General features: G+C 41.6%; 15 protein-coding genes. All 15 read left to right on the forward strand.

Annotated elements, in window-relative coordinates; genetic code table 11:
• Positions 1 to 11: 11 nt before the first annotated feature.
• The 15 genes from mfd (at position 12) to D1013_RS18885 (ending at position 21,822) form a co-directional block, all read left to right on the forward strand.
• Positions 12 to 3,386 carry a transcription-repair coupling factor gene (mfd, locus tag D1013_RS18805; RefSeq protein ID WP_225621400.1) on the forward strand — a complete coding sequence of 1,125 codons (3,375 nt, stop codon included), beginning with the start codon at positions 12 to 14 and terminating at the stop codon, positions 3,384 to 3,386.
• A 72-nt stretch (positions 3,387 to 3,458) separates the two neighbouring features.
• The gene (locus D1013_RS18810; RefSeq protein WP_121850295.1) at positions 3,459 to 3,905 is read left to right on the forward strand and encodes a DUF4440 domain-containing protein; all 447 of its coding nucleotides are present in this window, start codon (positions 3,459 to 3,461) and stop codon (positions 3,903 to 3,905) included.
• 64 nt (positions 3,906 to 3,969) lie between these two features.
• Complete coding sequence (locus D1013_RS18815) at positions 3,970 to 5,259, forward strand: acetylxylan esterase (RefSeq protein ID WP_121850296.1); 1,290 nt, start codon at positions 3,970 to 3,972, stop codon at positions 5,257 to 5,259.
• Position 5,260: 1 nt separating this feature from the next.
• On the forward strand, positions 5,261 to 6,109 hold the full coding sequence (locus D1013_RS18820; protein WP_225621399.1) for a DMT family transporter: 849 nt from the start codon (positions 5,261 to 5,263) through the stop codon (positions 6,107 to 6,109).
• Between the two features lie 81 nt (positions 6,110 to 6,190).
• Complete coding sequence (gene yiaK, locus D1013_RS18825; RefSeq protein ID WP_121850297.1) at positions 6,191 to 7,210, forward strand: 3-dehydro-L-gulonate 2-dehydrogenase; 1,020 nt, start codon at positions 6,191 to 6,193, stop codon at positions 7,208 to 7,210.
• A 31-nt stretch (positions 7,211 to 7,241) separates the two neighbouring features.
• On the forward strand, positions 7,242 to 8,513 hold the full coding sequence (locus tag D1013_RS18830) for a serine hydrolase domain-containing protein (protein ID WP_121850298.1): 1,272 nt from the start codon (positions 7,242 to 7,244) through the stop codon (positions 8,511 to 8,513).
• Between the two features lie 534 nt (positions 8,514 to 9,047).
• Positions 9,048 to 12,395 (forward strand): SusC/RagA family TonB-linked outer membrane protein, encoded by a 3,348-nt coding sequence (locus D1013_RS18840; RefSeq protein ID WP_121850300.1) that lies wholly within the window; start codon positions 9,048 to 9,050, stop codon positions 12,393 to 12,395.
• 19 nt (positions 12,396 to 12,414) lie between these two features.
• A complete protein-coding gene (locus tag D1013_RS18845; RefSeq protein ID WP_121850301.1) occupies positions 12,415 to 13,965 on the forward strand; it encodes a SusD/RagB family nutrient-binding outer membrane lipoprotein in 1,551 nt (516 codons plus the stop codon).
• Between the two features lie 67 nt (positions 13,966 to 14,032).
• A complete protein-coding gene (locus D1013_RS18850; protein ID WP_121850302.1) occupies positions 14,033 to 14,503 on the forward strand; it encodes a RidA family protein in 471 nt (156 codons plus the stop codon).
• Positions 14,504 to 14,532: 29 nt separating this feature from the next.
• On the forward strand, positions 14,533 to 15,759 hold the full coding sequence (locus D1013_RS18855) for an aminotransferase class V-fold PLP-dependent enzyme (protein ID WP_121850303.1): 1,227 nt from the start codon (positions 14,533 to 14,535) through the stop codon (positions 15,757 to 15,759).
• A 43-nt stretch (positions 15,760 to 15,802) separates the two neighbouring features.
• On the forward strand, positions 15,803 to 17,038 hold the full coding sequence (locus tag D1013_RS18860; RefSeq protein ID WP_121850304.1) for an amidohydrolase/deacetylase family metallohydrolase: 1,236 nt from the start codon (positions 15,803 to 15,805) through the stop codon (positions 17,036 to 17,038).
• A gap of 192 nt (positions 17,039 to 17,230) precedes the next feature.
• The gene (locus D1013_RS18865) at positions 17,231 to 17,779 is read left to right on the forward strand and encodes an RNA polymerase sigma factor (protein WP_162987950.1); all 549 of its coding nucleotides are present in this window, start codon (positions 17,231 to 17,233) and stop codon (positions 17,777 to 17,779) included.
• A gap of 49 nt (positions 17,780 to 17,828) precedes the next feature.
• Positions 17,829 to 18,695 carry a FecR family protein gene (locus D1013_RS18870; RefSeq protein WP_121850306.1) on the forward strand — a complete coding sequence of 289 codons (867 nt, stop codon included), beginning with the start codon at positions 17,829 to 17,831 and terminating at the stop codon, positions 18,693 to 18,695.
• A gap of 30 nt (positions 18,696 to 18,725) precedes the next feature.
• Positions 18,726 to 19,652 (forward strand): RraA family protein, encoded by a 927-nt coding sequence (locus D1013_RS18875; RefSeq protein ID WP_121850307.1) that lies wholly within the window; start codon positions 18,726 to 18,728, stop codon positions 19,650 to 19,652.
• A 244-nt stretch (positions 19,653 to 19,896) separates the two neighbouring features.
• Complete coding sequence (locus tag D1013_RS18885; RefSeq protein WP_121850309.1) at positions 19,897 to 21,822, forward strand: CocE/NonD family hydrolase; 1,926 nt, start codon at positions 19,897 to 19,899, stop codon at positions 21,820 to 21,822.
• Positions 21,823 to 21,825: the final 3 nt, after the last annotated feature.

Raw genomic sequence — 21,825 nt, forward strand, 5'->3', positions numbered from 1 at the left:
AAATTTCACGATTGACCCAAATTGCATTCCAACAGTTCTACGCGCAGTCTCCCAATACCCGGAAACTAGGAAATGCTATATCCAATGGTCAAAAAAGCACCGTTCTTAACGGACTTACCGGGTCATCACTTTCACTGGTCGTATCAGAAGCCTTCGCGATAGCAAAAAGACCTTTTCTTTTAATATTCAATGATAAGGAAGAGGCAGCTTATTATTTGAATGACTTAGAACATTTGATGGGTGAACAAGATGTTCTCTTTTACCCTGGCAGTTACCGCAGACCCTATCAAATTGAAGAAACCGACAATGCGAACGTCTTACTGCGTGCCGAGGTACTTAACCGTATCAACTCCAGAAAAAAGCCGGCAATTGTGGTTACCTACCCTGATGCGCTTTTTGAAAAAGTAGTTACCCGAAAAGAACTTCAAAAGAACACCCTAAAAATCAAAATAGACGATAGCCTTTCCCTTGATTTTTTAAACGAGGTTCTTTTTGAATATCGATTCAAGCGGGTAGATTTTGTTACCGAACCCGGCGAATTTTCGGTTCGTGGCGGTATTGTTGATGTATTTTCTTTTTCTCACGACCAACCGTACCGTATCGAGTTTTTCGGTGATGATGTTGATAGCATACGCACCTTTGATGTAGAAAGTCAGCTTTCGACCGAAAAGGTGGAAAAAATTACCATAATACCCAATGTTGCGAACAAGCTTTTAGAGGAAAGGCGCGAAAGCTTTCTACAGTACATTGCTAATGAAACTACCGTTTTCATTAAGAATGCCGATTTCTTGTTCGACCGTTTAGATGATTTTTACAAGAAAGCAGGTGAAGCTTTTGACAAACTCTCTAAAGAGGTAAAACATGTGGAACCTGAAGAGCTTTTTTTGAATTCCGAATCGTTCAAAGTGCAACTTCAAGATTTGGCATTGGTTTCTATGGGCACTTCCTCATCTCTATTTCTAAATGCAGAGGAAATCAGTTTTAACACCAAGCCTCAGCCTTCTTTCAACAAAAAGTTCAACTTGTTGATCGATGACCTCAATGCGCACAAGGCCAAAGGTTACACCAATTATATTTTTTGTGCCAGTGAACAGCAGGCCAAACGTTTTCATGCCATTTTTGAAGACGTAAGCCGAAAGGTGTATTACGAAACCCCTGTACTACCACTTTATCAAGGTTTTATTGACGACGACCTTAAGATTGTCTGTTATACAGACCATCAGATTTTTGAGCGTTACCATAAGTTTCAACTGAAAAACGGATACGCGAAAAAACAGGCCATCACTCTAAAAGAATTGAACAAACTTGAGATTGGCGATTATGTTACCCATATCGATCACGGTATAGGTAAATTCGGTGGATTACAAAAAATCGATGTTGAGGGAAAAAAACAGGAGGCCATCAAGTTAATGTATGGTGAGCGTGATATTCTGTATGTGAGTATTCATTCCCTTCATAAAATTTCGAAGTTCAACGGCAAAGACGGTGCGCCGCCCAAGATTTTTAAACTGGGTTCGGCAGCTTGGAAGAAACTGAAGCAAAAAACCAAGACGCGCGTCAAGAAAATCGCTTTTGACCTCATTAAGATTTACGCCAAGCGTAGGCTGGAAAAAGGTTTTCAGTATGACCCTGACAGTTATTTGCAAAATGAGCTGGAAGCCTCGTTCATATACGAAGACACCCCAGACCAAAGCAAAGCGACCGAAGATTTTAAACGTGACATGGAGAGCGAGCGCCCGATGGACCGTCTCATCTGTGGGGATGTAGGCTTCGGTAAAACAGAAGTGGCCATAAGGGCCGCTTTTAAAGCTGTTGATAATGGCAAGCAAGTAGCTGTTTTAGTGCCAACCACAATTTTGGCGTTTCAACACTTTAGAACATTCTCCGAGAGGCTAAGTGATATGCCGGTTACTGTCGACTACCTTAATCGGTTTAGAACGGCTAAAGAACGTCGGGAAACTTTAGAGAATTTAGCCGCTGGCAAGGTCGATATTATAATCGGAACCCATCAACTGGTGAACAAAAATGTGAAGTTCGCTGATTTAGGACTGTTAATCGTTGACGAGGAACAAAAATTTGGGGTAGCCGTAAAAGACAAATTAAAGTCAATAAAGGAAAACGTCGACGTACTCACCCTCACGGCAACACCGATACCCAGAACCTTACAGTTCAGCCTTATGGCCGCAAGAGACCTGTCGGTAATTAGTACGCCGCCGCCCAACAGATACCCCATTGAAAGCAGGGTAGTAAGATTGAACGAAGAAGTAATCAGGGATGCTGTTTCGTATGAAATTCAGCGAGGAGGGCAGGTTTTCTTTATACACAACCGCATCGAAAACATCAAAGAGGTAGCTGGTATGATCCAGCGTTTGGTGCCCGATGCCAAAGTAGGTATTGGCCATGGGCAAATGGAGGGCAAGAAACTAGAGGCACTCATGTTAAGTTTCATGAACGGTGAATTTGATGTCTTGGTTTCGACCACTATTGTCGAAAGCGGCCTTGATGTTACCAATGCGAATACCATTTTCATCAACAACGCTAATAACTTCGGACTAAGCGATTTGCACCAGATGCGAGGCCGTGTCGGCAGAAGTAACAAAAAGGCCTTTTGCTTTTTTATCACCCCACCGTATGAAGTAATGACGGCCGATGCCCGAAAACGCATAGAAGCACTTGAACAGTTTACCGAATTAGGTAGTGGTTTTAATATTGCCATGAAAGATTTGGAGATTCGCGGTGCTGGTGACCTTTTAGGAGGAGAACAGAGCGGGTTTATAAACGAAATCGGCTTTGATACCTACCAAAAGATATTGGCGGAGGCCATTGACGAACTGAAAGAGAATGAGTTTAAAGAACTTTATGAAGAGGTTGAGGGGCATAAGGAAAAAGTCTTTGTGAAAGAAACCCAGATTGACACCGATTTTGAACTTCTTTTTCCTGATGATTACATCAATAACATCACCGAACGCTTGAATCTATATACCGAACTTAATTCGGTTAACGATGAGAACGAGCTTCAAAAATTTGAATCTCAACTCGTTGACCGTTTCGGAGAACTTCCTTCAGAGGCTGAAGACCTTTTGAATTCCGTTCGTATCAAATGGATCGCTAATCAAATAGGTATTGAGAAGGTAGTAATGAAAAAGAGTAAGCTAATCGGCTATTTTGTTGCCGATCAACAGTCGGCTTTTTATCAAAGTGCGACCTTTACTAGGGTGTTACAATTTGTGCAAAGCCATCCACAACATTGTACTTTAAAAGAAAAACAAACAAGAAATGGCTTAAGGTTATTGTTAACCTTTGGCGCTATTACCAGTATTGCAAAGGCTCTTCAAGCATTGGCACCCTTTGACAAAATGGCCGCACCTGCCTTGGCCGACAAATAATACTTTCAGTATCTTTCATATATCTAAAATTTAAAATCTTCCGGTTTTAGGTTCAACCTTAAAATAGTTGGTATGAAAGTCATTTTATCCTTTATCGCACTCATTGTTCTTAGCTTTAACTGCTTAGCACAATCTACCCCCTCCTCCAATGAAAAACCGCTTTTCGAACTGATTGACCAATACGCACTTGCTCGAGATCAAAAAGATACGGTTCTTCTGAGCAAGATATTGAACAAAGATATCGATCAGTTGGTTTCTACCGGCGAGTGGCGAAAGGGATATGAGCTAGCCAAAGAAGGTATGCTGCGCAGTTCTTCCGCCAACCCGGGCGACAGAAAGTTGATAGTGGAGCAAACAAGGTTTCTAAATACCTCCGTTGCCATAATCGATGCCCGTTATGAAATAAAAAATTCAGATGGTACTGTACGTAAAATGTGGAGCACCTTTGTAGCCGTTCTGGAGGATGACGTTTGGAAAATAAGTGCTATCAGAAATATGTTGCCAAGAACAAACGACTAACCTCTTTTTACTCGAAGGCTATTCGTATCTTAGTAGCACTTTTCAACTATAACCGACCTAAACCATGAACCTAAGAACACTTACCAGCCTATTTTTCATTTTTGGCTGCTGCATAGGCTTATTTGCACAACCTAGCAAGCAGCTGGTCGAGGTAATCATTACACCGAGCGAAGCGGATTGGACGTACAACACTGGTGAACAAGCAGAATTTTCGATTAATGTTCTGAAGAACAAAGTTCCCTTAGAAGGTGTAGAAATAAAATATACTATCGGGCCTGATGCCGGTTATAGAGAGTTGCCATTATGGAAAGAGGGTTCGATTACCCTTAAAAACAATACTACCGTAAAAGCGAAAAAGTTTGACCATCCGGGTTTTTTACGATGTAGCGCTACTGTTACCGTAGACGGAAAGGAATACAGCTCTTACACCACTATAGGTTTTGAACCCGAACGTATCAAGCCTACTACGACCCTTCCGAAAGATTTTGAAGAGTTTTGGAAGAAAGGAAAGGATGAACTGGCGCAAATACCTATGGAGCCCGTACTCACCTTAATGCCGGAACGTTGTACCGATAAGGTTGATGTGTATCACGTTAGCCTCAATAATGTAAAGGGCAAAATATATGGTATTCTGACCATGCCAAAAAAAGAAGGGAAGTATCCTGCCATTCTACACGTACCCGGCGCGGGTATAAGACCCTATTACGGCGAAATCAACGAAGCAGCCGAAGGGTTTGTATCATTCACTATTGGCATTCATGGTATTCCTGTCAATATGGACAAGTCTGTTTACGACAACTTAGGAGCTGGCGCCTTAAACGGTTACCAAACTTTTAATCTAGACGACAAAGACAACATGTATTATCGAAGGGTCTATCTGGGCTGTGTAAGGTCGGTTGATTTTCTTGAAAGCCTTGATAAATTCAATGGTGAAGATATTGGGGTAACCGGCGGAAGCCAAGGTGGGGCCTTATCAATAGTTACCGCCGGTCTAGATGACCGTATTGATTATTTGGCCGCTTTCTATCCCGCCCTATCCGATATGACAGGCTTTCTGCATGGCCGTGCCGGTGGCTGGCCTCAAATTTTTGTTGATGAGTTTACCAATAAGCCCGAAAAAATCGAAGTATCGAAATACTTTGATGTGGCCAACTTCGCGCGCTTCGTAAAAGCTGAAGGCTGGTATAGTTGGGGGTATAACGATAATGTTTGTCCGCCTGCATCTATGTATTCGGCCTATAATCTGATTACGGCAAAAAAAGAGCTGAAGGTTTTCTTGGAAACGCAACACTGGACCTTCCCCGAACAAAGAGAAATGCGTAACGATTGGTTGTATGCCAAATTAAGGCAGTAGATTGAAAAAAGCACTTTACGCAATTATTTTATGTGCTGTTATCGCTGGCAGTAATGGGGTACTCATTAAACAAATGAACACCCTTTCTGCGGGGGCTATCGCATTTTTTCGCACCATGGTGCCTATTTTAATTTTACTGCCCGTTCTTTTCAGTAAATCAAAACCGCTTTTCACCGGTAATTATAAAAAAATGCTTTTGGCTTCTACCATCAATGTGGTACGCCTTTATTTTTACTTGCTTGCCTTCATATATACCTCTATCGGTAATGCCATTGTTCTGGTCTACTCTTGGCCCATATTTGTTTTTCTGATTGAAGTCAAATATTATAAAAGACCTCTCTTAAAAGAACAGGTCGGCCTACTTTTTTTGGCCTTTGTAGGTATGGCCGTCACCTACTCCGATAAATCATTTTCGTTTGAGAACAATGATATGATCGGTATGGTAGCAGCGGTTCTTTGCGCTTTTGGTTATGCCATTACCGTTGTGATGTTCAAATCTGAATCGCATTATTACACCCAAAATCAGACGATTGTATATCAAAACCTTATAAGTAGCGTCTTCTTTATTCCTTTTTTATTTTTTCTTCCAGCGGTGGAGTGGGAACAGATAGGCTTGGGAGTTTTTTACGGATTTTGGATTGGCATCGTTGTGTTCCAGCTTTTCTTTTACGGCCTTAAGCATCTGCCCGCATCAACAGCTTCCGGACTCATGTACATCGAAATCATAAGTGCCATTGCCCTGGGCTATTTCGTAAGAAATGAAACCCTCAGCATTAATACTGTATTAGGCGGTATCTTGATTTTGATTAGTAGCTTTTTGATTACGAGATTGAATACAAAAAAAGGTTAACTTACCTCATCCTTTTACTTTCAAAAAAGTTCACGGTCAACATTTTTGAAAAAACCTTAATCAAAAACATTCCTTTCTATAATGTCATCCAACCAAAAGAGAATTCCATTTGAAGAAATGCAGCAAGTTCTTTTGAACCTTTTTCTCAAATATGATTTCACCCCATCGAAGGCACAACAATTGGCAAACACTTACAGTGAGAGCACTTTAGACGGCATCAACTCTCATGGCATTAATCGAGTGCCCCTTTTTATCGATTATGTGGAAAAGGGACTTGTAGATATAAATGCGGAGGCGGAAAAGGTCGAAGGAATGGGCAGTATAGAAAGATGGGACGGTAAATTAGGCCCCGGCATCATTAATGGCATAAAGTGCACCGATAGGGCAATTGAACTGGCACAAAAGCATGGCATGGGTTTAGTCGCCCTTCGTAACACCAATCATTGGATGCGCGGCGGCACCTACGGTTGGCAAGCTGCCAATAATGACTGTATCGGAATTATGTTTACCAATACCCAACCCAATATGCCGCCTTGGGGCGGAAAAGACAGTAGATTGGGCAACAATCCGTTTATTGTTTCGATTCCAAGAAAAGAGGGACATATTGTACTTGACATGGCCATATCGCAATTCGCCTTTGGAAAAATCAACGATTACCGCTTAAAAGGCGAGAAATTACCATTTCCTGGCGGGTGGGACGATAACGACCAACTCTCTAACGACCCGAAAAAAATCTTGGTAAAGGAAAGAGGTTTACCCATAGGCTATTGGAAAGGCTCTGCCCTTTCGATGGTATTGGATATGTTGGCAACCGTTCTATCACTGGGTAATTCAACTTCAAAAATTGCCGGAAAGGATCTAGAGGTAGCGCTTTCTCAGGTTTTCATCTGTATTTCGAGAAATAACTTTAACGATACCGATATTCAAGAGAGATTATTAAAAGAGATTATCGATTTTACCCACAATGTTGAACCATTGAAAGAAGGCGATAGAACCTACTACCCCGGTGAACGAACGGTTCTTACTCGGGAAAGGAACAAAAAAGAGGGAATTCCTGTCAGTACGGAAATCTGGAAAAAGGTATGCGCTCTAGCCAATTAAAATACGACTCAACAACTATAAACTACACCTTATGAAAACAACTTCAATTAGCATTGCAATTGCCATGCTAGCCCTAGTTTTATCTTGTAAAGAAACAGGCAACGAAAAAGTACAAACGACCGAAAACCCGATCGTCTCCGACTCGGTAAAGCAAAGAATAGACTCAGTTCTGAAAAGTTTTGTCGACGCGGGCGATATTGCAGGGGTTTCGGCCTTGATTTACGAAAAAGACAAAGAAGTCTATTTCAATGCATTTGGTTTCGCCGATGTAGAAGCGCAAAAACCTATGGATAGGTCTACGATCGTACAAATTTACTCAATGACCAAACCTGTCACCGGAACGGCACTTATGACATTATTTGAAGAAGGCAAGTTTCAGTTAGATGACCCTCTTGAAAAATACGCCCCTGAATTTGCCGATATGAAAGTCTATGTTGGTGAAGATTCCAGTGGAAAACCAATTCTAGAAGATGCCCGAAGACCCATAACCATTCGTGATATTACTAGACATACTGCCGGTTTTGCCGGAATTGGTGATACACCCTTAGGAAAAATGGTTGCCGAGGCCGATGCATTGAACAGAAATAACAACTTGGTTGAAATGGCCGAGAAAATGGGAAAGTTACCGCTACAGTTTCATCCTGGTGAAGAATGGCTCTATGGCCCTTGCGTTGATGTGCAGGCTTTTCTAGTGGAAAGAATTTCCGGCATGCCCTACCAGCAATATGTTCGCGAACACGTACTTGATAAATTAGGAATGGAGGAGACCCGCTATTTCATTCCCGAGAAAGATCGTAAGCGTTTTGCGGCACTTTACCGTAGAACAGGTAAAGGAACCATAGAAAGAGATACCCTCACCTACAGCAACTATCTTGAAAAATGGCCCCTGACCAGAGGAGGTTCAGGACTGACTTCTACATTAGACGATTATATGAAATTCGCGCGAATGCTCGTGCACGAGGGCAGTATTGATTCGGTAGAGATATTAAAACCTGAAACGGTACAGTTAATGGCTACCAACCAATTGGCCGATAGCATTACCGAACGACATTTTTTACCTAGCAAAGGTCAAGTTGGTTTTGGTATCGACTTTGCCGTTAGAACCGCGCCACCTGCCAACGCAGATGAAAATAATGGTGTGGTAGGAGAATTCTTTTGGGATGGTGCCGCCAGCACCTTATTTTGGGTAGACCCTGTAAATGACCTCACAGCAGTTATGTTTGTTCAATTATTTCCCTATGATCAAATTGGTCTTCACAAAAGTTTTAGAGATGCTGTGTATGGACCTATAGAAGTAGAGTAGAAGAACTAAAAATCGACATTCAAAAAAGTTCCCAACGGCGGAACCTGAAAAATCAGGTTCCGCCGTTGTTTTTTCCCATATAACCCAAAAATCGGTTTACAACGAAATCTGACATTTAATTATTTCTACAAAAAGAAGGAATTATATACATCATTTTCAAAAAAAATGACACCACCATTCGAATATTATGCAAAAATGAAGAAAAAGTAAAAAAATAATTAGGAACATTTTTTCCTTTGGTTGTTAAAACGATGTGAAGACCAATGAAAAAGGTTTTTCAAAAACAGGTCTTCCGTCTATTTACCTTGATCAAGTAAGTAGAAAACAAAACCGGGTTAACGATTTGATAACCCGAAAATATTCCAACCAAAAACTAAATGAAATGAAAAAAAGAATCTCTTCACCGCACTGCCTTTTGGCAAGTTCTAAACAACCAAATTTTCTACTTCCCGATTCTTTATAAGAAAGCTATTCGGGCCAAAGATTATCACCCTATTTCTATTTAAGCAATAGTTCTAAAAAGAAACATTCATTATGAAGCAAATATTATTACTACTACTTTTTTACCTGCCCTCGATGGGTAATCCGCAAGAAGTATCGCTTTCGCTTAGCGGGCCAACCCTTGGGCGGGTAATTAGTATTATCGAATCGCAGACCAATTACAAATTTGCCTACGCAGATGATATCAACACCAAAGACAAATTACCGGGCGAATATGCTTTCGAGAACAAAACGGTAGAGCTGGTACTGCAAGAATTTACACAAAGAACGGTTTACACCTTTCGTATCGTGGGCAATAACATAGCCATATCTCAAGATGCTCTTCCCACAAAGACCAAAACCGAAGCTCCCGACCAGAGTAGTGTCATTACCGGTCAGGTATTAGACGCCGATGGTGTACCCCTACCTGGGGTTACGGTGCAAGAAAAGGGCAGCACCAATGGCGCATTGAGCGACTTTGATGGCAATTACTCCATTGAAGTAGAATCTAGCACGGCTACACTTGTATTCTCATACTTGGGCATGAAAACGGTAGAACAGACATTGGACGGCAGTACTGACGTTGTTAACGTGACCCTTGCCGAAGATGCCCAAGCACTTGATGAAGTCGTAGTGACGGCCCTAGGTATAAAAAGGGATGAAAAGGCTTTGGCCTACTCCGTATCTGAGGTGGCCGGCGATGAGTTTACCGATGCACGGGAAACAAATATTGCCAATGCCCTTACCGGAAAAATAGCAGGGGTAAACGCTACAGGGCTTGCCACAGGGCCAGGTGGATCAAGTAGGGTCATTATCAGGGGAAACGGATCGCTATCGGGCAATAACCAACCACTATATGTAGTTAACGGCATGCCCATTGACAACTCTATACCCGGTGGCGGTTCTACCACTGATGGTCAAGGAATCAACGTTGACCGTGGTGATGGTATTGCAGGTATCAACCCTGATGACATTGAAACCATCAGTGTTCTTAAAGGAGGTGCTGCTGCTGCACTTTACGGTTCACGAGCTTCTAACGGTGTTATTTTGATTACTACCAAAAAAGGGGTTGCTCAAAGAGGTATTGGCGTGCAGTTTAACAGCAACGTTACTTTTGACACCCCATCTATATTTCCAGATTTTCAATATGTATACGGGGCGGGAGCAAATGGTAGAAAACCCGCTACACAAGATGAAGCTATCGAATGGGGTAGACTTTCTTATGGCGCTTTAATGGATGGCTCGCCCGTTGTTCAATTCGACGGTGTTGAAAGACCGTACTCCCCCGTTAATGTGAAAGACAATATCAAAAACTTTTACCGTACCGGAACCAATTTCGTTAACACCATTGCTTTTTCGGGAGGTAACGAAGACATCAATTATAGAATATCGCTTTCCAATACCGACAATCAAAGTGTAGTTCCTAATTCATCGTTCAACAGAAAAACCACCAACTTGAGCTTGAATGCCAAATTAAGCGAGCGATTAAGCCTAGAAACAGTGGTTCAGTACAACTTGGAAAAGGCCAGCAACAGGCCAGGTACCGGTTATGCCGATTACAATTCCGCATGGGCAACTAACTTGGTATCCAATACGGTCGATGTTACCAATATGGCCCCCGGTTATTATGAAGACGGAACTGAATTGTTATGGAACCCAGTTAACGTGGCGAACAACCCATATTGGGTCGTGAACCGATACAAAAACAACGATAAGAAAAACCGTTTTATCGGCCAGTTCAATCTTCGCTATGATATTTTGGACAATCTATATCTAAGGGGAAGCGTCAGTAGAGATTTCTACAACTTCGAATATGAAGGCATCACTCCTTCCTATACAGCCTTTAGACCTCAGGGAAGCTATGAGTCTTTAAAGTCTGATGTGTCGGAAACTAACATGCTTTTAACCGCCAATTACTCGGTTGACCTTTTCGAAGATTTTAATTTGACGGCTTTAGTAGGTGGTAACAAACAGAAGAACATTAATAATTCTACCCAAATCAGCGGTAGTGAGTTTACCATCCCGGAATTCTATAGCTATACCAACTTGGCTACCCTGACCACTACCCCTATTAACAGAACTACAGGAGTCAATTCTTTGTTCGGTTCGGTAGATTTTGGTTATAAAGGGTTCGCCTATTTGACATTGACAGGTCGCCAAGATTGGTTCTCTACGCTAAGCCCTGAAAACAATAGTATTTTTTACCCTTCGGTTGGTGGTAGCTTCTTGGTATCTCAAGCTTTTGAGCTACCACAAGCAATCAATCTATTCAAATTAAGAGGCTCATGGGCCGAAGTAGGGGGCGGTGCTCCAGATCCTTACTTAATCAACCAGACTTACGGTACCGTACAAGGAGGTCATAACGGTAGACCTCTTCAGGCGATTTCATCCAGTTTGGTAACCAATCCGAATTTACGACCTCTTACCTCTACTACTTATGAGGCCGGTCTTGATTTGAGAATGCTGAACAACCGATTGGGTCTTGACCTTACTTTCTACAACAGAAAAACTACCGATGACATCGTTCAATCAGATATTTCAACGGCTTCCGGTTATACACAGGCACTTTTAAATGTTGGTGAAATTAGCAACAAGGGTATTGAAATGCTTATTTCAGGTACACCGATCAGAAATGATAATTTTTCTTGGGACGTGAGCTATAACATGGCTTATAATAAAAGTGAGATTGTGTCGCTCGCCGAAGGATTGAATACCATTCAGGTTGGTAGTGGAATCGGTGGCGGTTCGATTCAAAACGTGGTCGGAAGACCTTACGGTACCATTTGGGGATACCGTATGGCCAGAAACGATGCCGGTGAAATCATTTATGACCAAAACAGTGGTTATGAGCTAAGAAGCGAGATTATGGAACTTGGTGAAGGTGTACCTCCTTTGACCATGGGTCTTACCAACACTTTTAAATACAAAAACTTCTCATTGAACGTACTTCTAGATGGTAAGTTCGGAAACTCCATTTACTCTAACCTCGCGCAATATGCCCATAGGTTCGGTTTAACAAAAGCCACTTTACCTGGTAGAGAAAACGGACTTCAATTATCTGGGGTCGATTTAAATGGAAACCCCTACTCAAGGGTAGTTCCTGTTGAGGAATTAGATACCTATTACGACAACCAAAAGAATTACACCGACATTTTCGTCTACGATGGTAGTTTTGTAAAACTTCGTCAAGTTATCTTGACTTATAGCCTTCCGTTGAATAAGATTAAAGAATTACAATCTTTATCTGTTTCGTTGGTCGGTAGAAACTTGGCCATCCTTTATAAAAACACAGACCTTTTTGATCCAGAATCAAGTTATACCAATGGCAATGCCCAAGGTTTAGAAGCTTTTGGTGTGCCTAGAACTATGAGTTACGGAATCAATTTGAGCGTAAAATTCTAAATGCAATAAAACCATTCTTATGAAAGTAAATTTCATTATATCAAAATATCTGGCCATTAGCGCAATAGGGCTTTCGCTGCTATCATGCGATAAAGGTCTTGAGTCACTCAACGAGAACCCCGATGCCTACGGCGAGATCATTCCTGAATACCTTTTTAGCAAGGCGCAGTTAGATGCGGTCAACGTTAGTTACTTCGGAACCTCAGCCTTGACCATTGGGGGATCTATGCAACAATTTGCCACCTATAAAGAAGTACCTGCTGCGGGAGATAAATATTTCAACGATGGTTACTCTAAAGGCTACTTTACCGCTGTTTACCCCAATGCGGTGAATGAGATACAAGAGGTTATCAAAGCCTTAAGCGAAAACCCGGAAGATGTTACCAAGCTTTCGATAGCCCGTATTTGGAGAGCGTATATTTTTCATCATATAACAGATTTGTATGGCGACGTGCCTTACAGCGAGGCCGGTCAAGGTATTAGCGGTCAGGTGTACACACCTAAATATGACGAACAATCGGCTATCTATGCCGATATGCTCAATGAATTGGAGGAAGCGGCTTCCGCCTTAAATCCTTCACTCACAAGCTTTGGTTCTTCAGACCTTATCTATGACGGTAATGTTGATAAATGGAGAAAATTCGCTTACTCGTTAATGCTGCGCTTGGGTATGAGATTGACCAATGTAGATGAACAATTGGCTCAAACATGGGTCGAAAAAGCCATTGCCGGCGGTGTTATGACCAGTAACGATGATTTGGCAAAGATTGATTATGTTGATGGTTCTCAAGTTTCCAGTAGAAACCCGATAGCCACGGCGCTTCTTGATGGCGATTATATCGATCCGCAAAGTGAGGATAATGTAGAAGGAGGCAAACTGGCCAAAACCTTTATTGACCACCTTAAAACTACAGGAGACCCAAGATTAAATGCCATTTCGGTCGTTTGGGTTCTTAACGGTGACAGATATGTGGCCGATACTACCTCTACCTTGCAAGAAGGCATGCAAAATGCGGCTTTTAACAGCAAGCCCGCAGAATTTGCCATTTACTCAGAACCTCATCCGAATACCATTTTAAGATACGATGCCCCCCTACTGGTTTTTACCAATGCCGAGGTTGACCTTCTTTTGTCAGAAGCGGCCTTAAGAGGTTGGTACGATGGCGATGCACAAAGTGCATACGAATCGGCCGTAAGGGCAGGTATGGCCCAATGGTCGCTCTTTGGCGAAGATGGCGTTATCAGCAGCACCAGGGTAGATAGTTATCTAGAACAAAACCCTTATTTGACAGGTGGTTCTATGGATGAACAAATGGAACAGATCCATACTCAAAAATGGGTGTCTTTATTCTTGGATGGATATGAAATTTTTGCCAATTGGAGAAGAACGGGCTATCCGGAACTGACCCCCGTCAACTACCCAGGAAATCTTACTGGTGGCGTCATACCGACCCGCTTTGTATTACCTGACGCAGAAAGCACCATCAACGCAGCCAATTTTCAGGAAGCTGTTGATAGACAAGGTGTAGGAAACTCTTTTACCAGTACCGTCTGGTGGGATAAGCCATAACCATATACCAAACCAGATTAACCAACAACCAACATAACTATACAATTCATTTCTAAAAAAGAGAACTATGAAAGTAAAAAATGGAAGAAGAGCCTCGTTCAAAAAATTAGGTTTAGGCCTGGCCACCTTATTCGGTGTTAGCTCGGTTAGGGCATACGAAACTGAAGAACCCTCCTTTAAAACTGCCAATAATATAAAGGATTTTCAAGGTGTACCCCTTTTCTCCGGTTCTACCCGAGTAGGCAATTTGATTTTTATTGCTGGTAAAGGTGCCCATACCGAACCTTTTGAAATAAAGGCGCATACCGAAATAGTTCTCAAAGAGCTTGAAAAAGAGCTAATCAAAGCAGGCTCATCGATGGATAAGGTGGTAAAGGTCAGTGTTTTTCTTAACGACATTGCCGATTACCAAGCCATGAACGAAGTATACAAAGGTCGTTTTGGCGACAAACCACCCGTAAGAACCACTGTGGCCGTTGCCCAAGGTGGTGTACCGGGAGATTCATTGGTAGAAATGGATTGTATAGCATATGTGTAAAACCAAATGAGCATAAAACACTAAATTTTATGAAAAGAAGGGACGCTGTCAAAAACCTGTCTTTGGTACCCATCGCAGGAAGTTTAATGTGCCGGCCAGAATCACTGGCCTTAAAGGCAAATGACGAAAAACCGACATCAAAGATTGATTATTTCGAAGAACTAGGCATCACTAGAGTAATCAACGCCAATGTTACCATGACCTTTTTATCGGGTTCGCTAATGCTACCTGAAGTATTGGATGCCATAAATTCAACGGCACACGACTTTGCCAACATGCACGAACTGCAAGACAAGGTAGGGGCAAAAATTGCAGAAATGCTAAAATGTGAAGCGGCCATGGTTACCTCCGGTGCCGCATGTGCCATGGTTCTAGCAACCGCAGCATGTATTACTGGCGATGACCTTGAAAAGACCAAGCTATTACCCAATTTACCGGGACCCCGACCAGAGGTTATCATGCAAAAATCGCACAGGTATGTTTTCGACCAAGCGATTACCACAACAGGAGCAAAAATCATTGAGGTAGACGATGCCGATGAGATGGAAAAGGCTATCAACGAGAATACGGTAATGGCCCTTTTCTTTAATGCGGCCGAAAAATCGACCATCACCCATGAAGAGTTCGTGGCACGGGCAAAGAAGAAGAACGTACCTTCTTTTATCGATGCTGCCGCCGATGTACCTCCGGTTGAAAATCTTTTTAAATTTCAGAAAATGGGCTTTGACCTCGTTACTTTTTCGGGAGGTAAAATGATCCGTGGCCCACAGAGCGCCGGTCTTTTATTCGGAAGAAAAGATTTGATAGAAGCTGCCAAATTGAACCATAGCCCTCATGAAGCGCCGATAGGCAGGCCCATGAAGGTAAACAAAGAAGAGATTTTTGGTATGTATGCCGCCCTCAAAGCCTATTTAGGCCGTGACCACAAAAAAGAATGGCAAGAATGGTTGTCTCGAGTAGAGAGCATTAAATCAGTGGTAGAATCAGTTGCTGGTGTAACCGGGGAAACCTACATCAATCCTGGCCCTGCTAATGCCTTCCCCAGCCTACATGTTTCTTGGAACGAAAGCAAGCTTAAGGCCAATCCAAAAGAGATTTATGAAGCACTAAAGAACGGTACCCCGAGCATCGTGACCAACGTCGCCAAAAAAGACGGCAAGCAGTTACTGAACGTTGGAGTGGTTCTTTTAAGGGAAGAGCAAGTGAGCATAGTAGCCGAAAGGTTGAAACAAATTTTACAAGACCATCTTTCCTAAGAGATAAGACAGGTTGAAAATTATAAGAACACAAGTAACACAAATGAAAAAACAACAGAGTCTACTGATTATAGGGTTGCTTCTCTGCCTTAACATCTCATGGTCGCAAGAATACTCCATCGTTATTAAGGGCGGACATGTCATTGACCCCAAAAACAGTATTGATGAAGTAATGGATGTGGCAATCAAGGATAACAAGATTGTCAAGGTGGCCAAGAATATTAATACTAAAGATGCCGAAAAAGTTGTTGAGGCCAAGGGGCTTTATGTTACCCCGGGTTTGATCGATATTCATCAGCATGTATTTGCAGGTACTGAAGCGGGTCGGGCATATAGTAATGGACCAGGTTCGGTGGCCCCAGACGGCTTTAGTTTTCGCACAGGTATCACTACCGTGGTCGACTGTGGTGGATCGGGTTGGAAATCATTTCCTACATTCAAAGAGAATATCATTGACCGCTCAAAGACAAGAGTTCTTTCATTTTTAAACATTGTGGGCGAAGGTATGCGCGGAGGAAATTACGAGCAAGATACCAATGACATGAATGCCAAGTTGAGTGCCCAAATGGCCCAAAAATATTCTGATGATATAGTTGGTTTTAAGGTAGCCCATTACGAGGGGCCAGACTGGACACCGGTTGACCGTGCCGTTGAGGCCGGAAACCTCTCTAAAAAACCTGTGATTATAGATTTTGGGGGAAGCCGACCTCCGCTTTCGATAGAAGAACTATTCATGCAACATCTACGCCCCGGAGATATTTACACCCATGCATTTGCCGAATTGGAAACGAGGGAGACTGTTGTAGACGTTAATTCGAAAGAACTGAAACCTTTTGTTTCAAAAGCACAGGAAAAAGGTATCGTATTCGATGTCGGCTACGGTGGGATCAGCTTTGCATACTCCCAAGCCATACCGGCAGTTAAATCTGGCTTTTACCCAAATACTATAAGTACCGATCTACATATCGGCAGTATGAACAATGCGATGAAAGACCTTTTAAGTGTCATGTCAAAATTCTTAGTGATGGGCATGGAGCTTGAAGAAGTGATAGAAGCCACAACATGGAATCCGGCGAAGGCCATACTTCGTGAAGAACTGGGCAATCTATCTGCCGATATGCCGGCAGATGTGGCCATTCTCAAATTGAACAAAGGTGATTTTGGGTATTTCGATTACACAGGCCACCTTGAAAAAGGCAAAGTACGATTAGAATGTGAGTTGACCATTCGAGACGGAAAGGTAGTTTATGACCTTAACGGACGGTCCCTATCCAAATAAAAATTAGATAAGAAGATTACAAAAACAGTTGAGTTAGTTAAGTTAGTTTTGATTTACCGGGCTTTTATTAAGTCCGGTATTTCTTTTTAAAAAATTCCACCAATCTTTAGCAAAATATTGTTTGTAGTTTTTTAAGTAAAGCTTAAGTTTATAAGCCCTATTTGGATCTCCTCAAAAACACTTGTCCATTATTTGAAAGATCAGAATACATATTTCTTGGTTAAGAGTATAAAAAAAGGAAACCTAAGCTCTTTAGAAAAATTATACTCGCTCTTTTACTCCAAGTTATACTGGTTCGCAAAGAAATTCAACTCCCCCACCCTAGAACCGGACGACTTCGTACAACAAACGTTTTTAAGACTTTGGGAAAACAGGGATAAATTAAAGGAAGACGTCTTAATAGACAAACAGATATACACTATCTGCCGCAATATTATTCTCAACCATTTAAAACGGGAGTCAAAATTAGTGCCGACCGAAGAAAAGAACTTTTTCGGGGCCACTGAAATCAAAGAAAATACGGGTCAAGATGAAATTAACTTAGAATGGCTGTACAGTGTTTTAAAAAGTTTGCCCAACAAAAGGCGCGAAGTTTTTGTGTTGCATAAAATAGAAAACCTATCGTATGAAGAGATAGCTGCATCACTGAACATTTCAAAAAAAACAATCGCAAATCATATTTATTTGGCCCAGAATCATATTAAGCAAGAATTGGAGAAAGAAAAAAACAAAAAGAATTAGGAAATATTCAATCCTGAATTGTTCTAAGAGTATAAACGGCAATATATAAGTGGAAAATTACGAGTCCGACATAGAAAAAAGAATGGAAACTGCTTGGGGCCAAGACTTTCCGCCCGTTCCCAAGACCCAGATCAAGAATTCATGGTCCGAGCTTGAGTCTACCATAAGGTCGCGTTCTCCAAAACGTTCCTTTAAATGGGCCATTGCCGCTGCAATAATGCTACTATTGCTTCCAGCTCTTTATTTATTAAGTGTCGACCGCTCTACTATTGAAATAAACAATTACACTCAACTTGATAAAGAATTTATTCTGCCCGATAGTAGTATTGTCATTTTAAAACCGAATTCAACGGTCAGTTACAACAAAAAATTTTCAAAGAGAGAAGTCGCCTTGTCAGGCCAAGCTTTTTTTGATGTCGTAAAAGATAGCCTAAAAGAGTTCACGGTTGAAACCAGTCGCACATCTACCCGCGTTTTGGGCACTTCATTTTTAGTTACAGAAAATGAAGACCTTGAAAAAACCGAGGTGTCGCTTTACTCGGGAAGAATACTAATGTCTTTAAAGGATACTGAAAATAGGCGTTCTTGGGCCATTATCCCCGGTGAGAGTTTCTTATTGGACAAAGGTAAGGTGCAGGTCAAAAAGTTTGAGACAGACCTCAGCTTTAGTGCAGGAAACAAATACAGTGACCTCAACAATATTGAACTGGAAAAACTCTTTCACTTCATCGAAGAACGTTTCGGCTACCAATTTGAAACTAACGAAATGACAAAAAACAAGTTGGTTACTTTAAGAATCAACAAATCCGACTCTTTAGGTCAAATATTGAAGGTACTTTCATTGATAAATGATGTAAATTTCGAAATCAATGAGAGTGAAAAGACAATCGTTACTCTTAAAAAAGAGAAAAAATAAATCGCTTACCCCTTACCCCCTATTAAATTTATGAAGATCCGAGCCATTCAACTATTTACAGCCGCATTCTTATTATTTGCCACCCACCTTTATTCACAGACAATACCAAAAGAAGAGCTTGTTTTCTTGACTTCTTCTTGGGAAGGGGAAAGATTTGAAGACGGTCGTCCCAAAATATCCGATGACCTTGTAGAGAGAGCAAAGCATATATCGGTCGATGATGCGTGGACGGTTCTAAAAAACGAAGGCTATAACAATCAATTTGCCGGGGAGTGGAAAATGGTCAACAACAATGTAGTTGTTGGCAGGGCGGTTACGGCTATGTTCATGCCTAGCAGGCCCGATGTTGAAAAGAACATTAAAGACAGAGGAGTTAATAAGCAAGGTAGAAAAGGTGATACCAATTCATGGCCTATCGATGTGTTGACCACGGGCGATGTTTATGTGGCAGACGGGTTCGGAAAAATTGAGGCCGGAACCTTAATGGGTGCTACATTGGCCAACTCTATATTCGCAAAATCAGGAAATGGTGTAGTCTTTAATGGCAGTGCCAGAGATTTAGAGTCGATATCTGAACTGGAAGGCTTCAACGCCTTCGTTCGCGATTTTCATCCTTCTTTCTTGCAAGAAATGGTGTTAATGGGGCTTAATACCGCTATACGAATAGGTGATGCCATCGTATTACCGGGCGACTTGGTAATCGGAAAAAGTGAAGGGGTTCTATTCGTACCTGCCCATTTGGCCGAACAGGTAGTGTTTACCAGTGAATTTGTAGGCCTAAAAGACCTTTTTGGCTTCGAAATGGTAAAAGCAGGAAAATATTCTACCGGAGAGATTGACGGTAAATGGTCTGACAAGGTCAAAAAAGACTTTTTAACCTGGTTAGAAAAAAATCCCGATAAGGGTAAAATGACAGCCGAAGAGCTAAATAAAGTTCTCGAAAAAAGAACTTGGTAAATCAAATTCTTGCTTGTCTACTTTTTATGGCATCAAGCCTGATTGAATGGGCTCGAGAAAAAGAAAATGCAATTGACGCAAACATCTTCTCCTTTTGGTGCAGTAATCGAAATGTATCATTTACCTGATTTTCAATAACAAGCTTTAATGGTTTGAAATCATTTAAGGTTAGCCCTATTCCCATTGGGCTAGCAAGCAAGTATATTGCTATCTTTAGGCCCGAGACATTCAAAAAACCTTCACCATGCAACTAAACAAGTTTGTTTTACTGATATTTCTAATGACCGTAACGATTTCTTGCGGACAAGAAATAGACGCCGATTATTTTAAAAGTCATTATGACCTAAAGGAATACCGTATTCCCATGCGAGACGGTGCCGAACTGTTCACGGTAGTCTATACTCCTAAAGACCAAACTAAAAAATACCCGATTCTCTTAAACAGAACTTGTTACAATGCCTCAAAACATTCAAACTATCAATACAGCGGCTACCCTTCAAAATATCTGGTAGAAGACGGGTATATATTCGTTTTTCAAGATGTACGTGGTCGTTATATGTCAGATGGAGAGTTTGACAATATGAGACCGAACATACCCGGCAACAAACCGAGAAACAAAAAAGACATTGATGAAAGTAGCGACACCTATGACTCAATAGAATGGATGATCAAAAACATTAAAGGCAATAATGGTCGCGTGGGCATGTATGGCATTTCTTATCCCGGGCACTATACCGCGGCCGGCATGATCGATGCCCACCCTGCACTAAAGGCTTCTTCGCCACAAGCGCCGATAGCCGATTTCTTTTTTGACGATTTTCATCACCAAGGTGCCTATTTAGAAAGCTATACGGCTGCCTTTGCCGTATTTGGTTATCAAAAAGACAGTCTTACCAGAGATCCTTGGTATACCGAAAAATTAATGAGGCTCTATGGCAACCCCGCTTCCGATGCGTATGATTTCTTTCTAAAATTAGGCCCCTTAAAAAATATTACCGAAAAATATCACAAAGACAATTTCTTTTGGAACCAGATAGTTGACCACCCTAATTATGATGAATTCTGGCAAAAGAGAAATATTCTTCCCCATTTAAAAGATATCGACCATGCCGTTATGACCGTTGGAGGATGGTACGATGCCGAGGATCTTTATGGCCCATTGAATATTTATAAAACGGTGGAAGCCACAAGCCCGAAAGCCAAAAACACGATTGTCATGGGACCTTGGGACCATGGCGGATGGGCGAAAGAAACCGGTAAAACCGTTCACAACCATATCTATTTTGGTGACAGCATCTCTACCTTTTTTCAAAGAGAAATAGAACGTAATTTCTTTGCCCATAACTTGAAAAGCAAAAACATTTACAAACTGCCGGAAGCCTATATGTTCGATACAGGTTCGAAAGAATGGATGAAGTTTGAACAATGGCCACCAATCGATATAGAACCTGTGAGCCTGCATTTTGGTGGAAATGGGCAACTTAGTGTTAACGGACCTATCAACGAAGATGCCGTTTTCGAATATACGAGCGACCCTCAAAAGCCGGTACCTTACACCTCACAAACCGAAGGGCTGACCTTTACTCCCAGACGTTATATGTCAGATGATCAAAGACATGCCTCACGTAGGCCCGATGTGCTTACCTTCGAAACCGAACCTTTGGACAACCCAAAAGTGCTGGCCGGAGAAATTCTGGCAAAATTAAAGGTGGCCATTACCGGTACCGATGGCGACTTTGTTGTTAAGTTGATCGACGTCTATCCTTCAGACCATGAAAACTATGAGCACAACCCGGATAATATTATTATGGGAGGTTATCAGCAACTAGTAAGGGCCGAAGTATTTCGAGGTCGTTTTAGAAATAGCTTTGAAAAACCTGAACCTTTTGTTCCCGGAGAAATAAGCGATGTCGATTTTAGACTTCAAGATATTTTGCACACCTTTAAAAAAGGGCATCGCATAATGATTCAGATTCATAGTACTTGGTTCCCTTATATTGATAGAAATCCGCAGAAGTATGTTGAGAATATCTATAAGGCCAATGAAGATGATTTCATCAAATCTACCATAAAAGTATATGGATCATCTTCCGTTGAGGTAGGCGGCACCCAAGATTGCTGTTTGCCGGAACCTTTCAGGGGGCAAGCCACAGAATTTATTAAAGATTAAAGT

It is taken from the genome of Euzebyella marina (assembly GCF_003687485.1).
Taxonomy (GTDB): domain Bacteria; phylum Bacteroidota; class Bacteroidia; order Flavobacteriales; family Flavobacteriaceae; genus Euzebyella; species Euzebyella marina.

Coding starts and splice junctions, on each gene's coding strand:
- D1013_RS18845 (WP_121850301.1), top strand. CDS start 12,415: ATGAAAGTAAATTTCATTATATCAAAATATCTGGCCATTAGCGCAATA.
- D1013_RS18840 (WP_121850300.1), top strand. CDS start 9,048: ATGAAGCAAATATTATTACTACTACTTTTTTACCTGCCCTCGATGGGT.
- D1013_RS18875 (WP_121850307.1), top strand. CDS start 18,726: ATGAAGATCCGAGCCATTCAACTATTTACAGCCGCATTCTTATTATTT.
- D1013_RS18815 (WP_121850296.1), top strand. CDS start 3,970: ATGAACCTAAGAACACTTACCAGCCTATTTTTCATTTTTGGCTGCTGC.
- D1013_RS18885 (WP_121850309.1), top strand. CDS start 19,897: ATGCAACTAAACAAGTTTGTTTTACTGATATTTCTAATGACCGTAACG.
- D1013_RS18850 (WP_121850302.1), top strand. CDS start 14,033: ATGAAAGTAAAAAATGGAAGAAGAGCCTCGTTCAAAAAATTAGGTTTA.
- D1013_RS18810 (WP_121850295.1), top strand. CDS start 3,459: ATGAAAGTCATTTTATCCTTTATCGCACTCATTGTTCTTAGCTTTAAC.
- D1013_RS18860 (WP_121850304.1), top strand. CDS start 15,803: ATGAAAAAACAACAGAGTCTACTGATTATAGGGTTGCTTCTCTGCCTT.
- yiaK (WP_121850297.1), top strand. CDS start 6,191: ATGTCATCCAACCAAAAGAGAATTCCATTTGAAGAAATGCAGCAAGTT.
- D1013_RS18830 (WP_121850298.1), top strand. CDS start 7,242: ATGAAAACAACTTCAATTAGCATTGCAATTGCCATGCTAGCCCTAGTT.
- D1013_RS18855 (WP_121850303.1), top strand. CDS start 14,533: ATGAAAAGAAGGGACGCTGTCAAAAACCTGTCTTTGGTACCCATCGCA.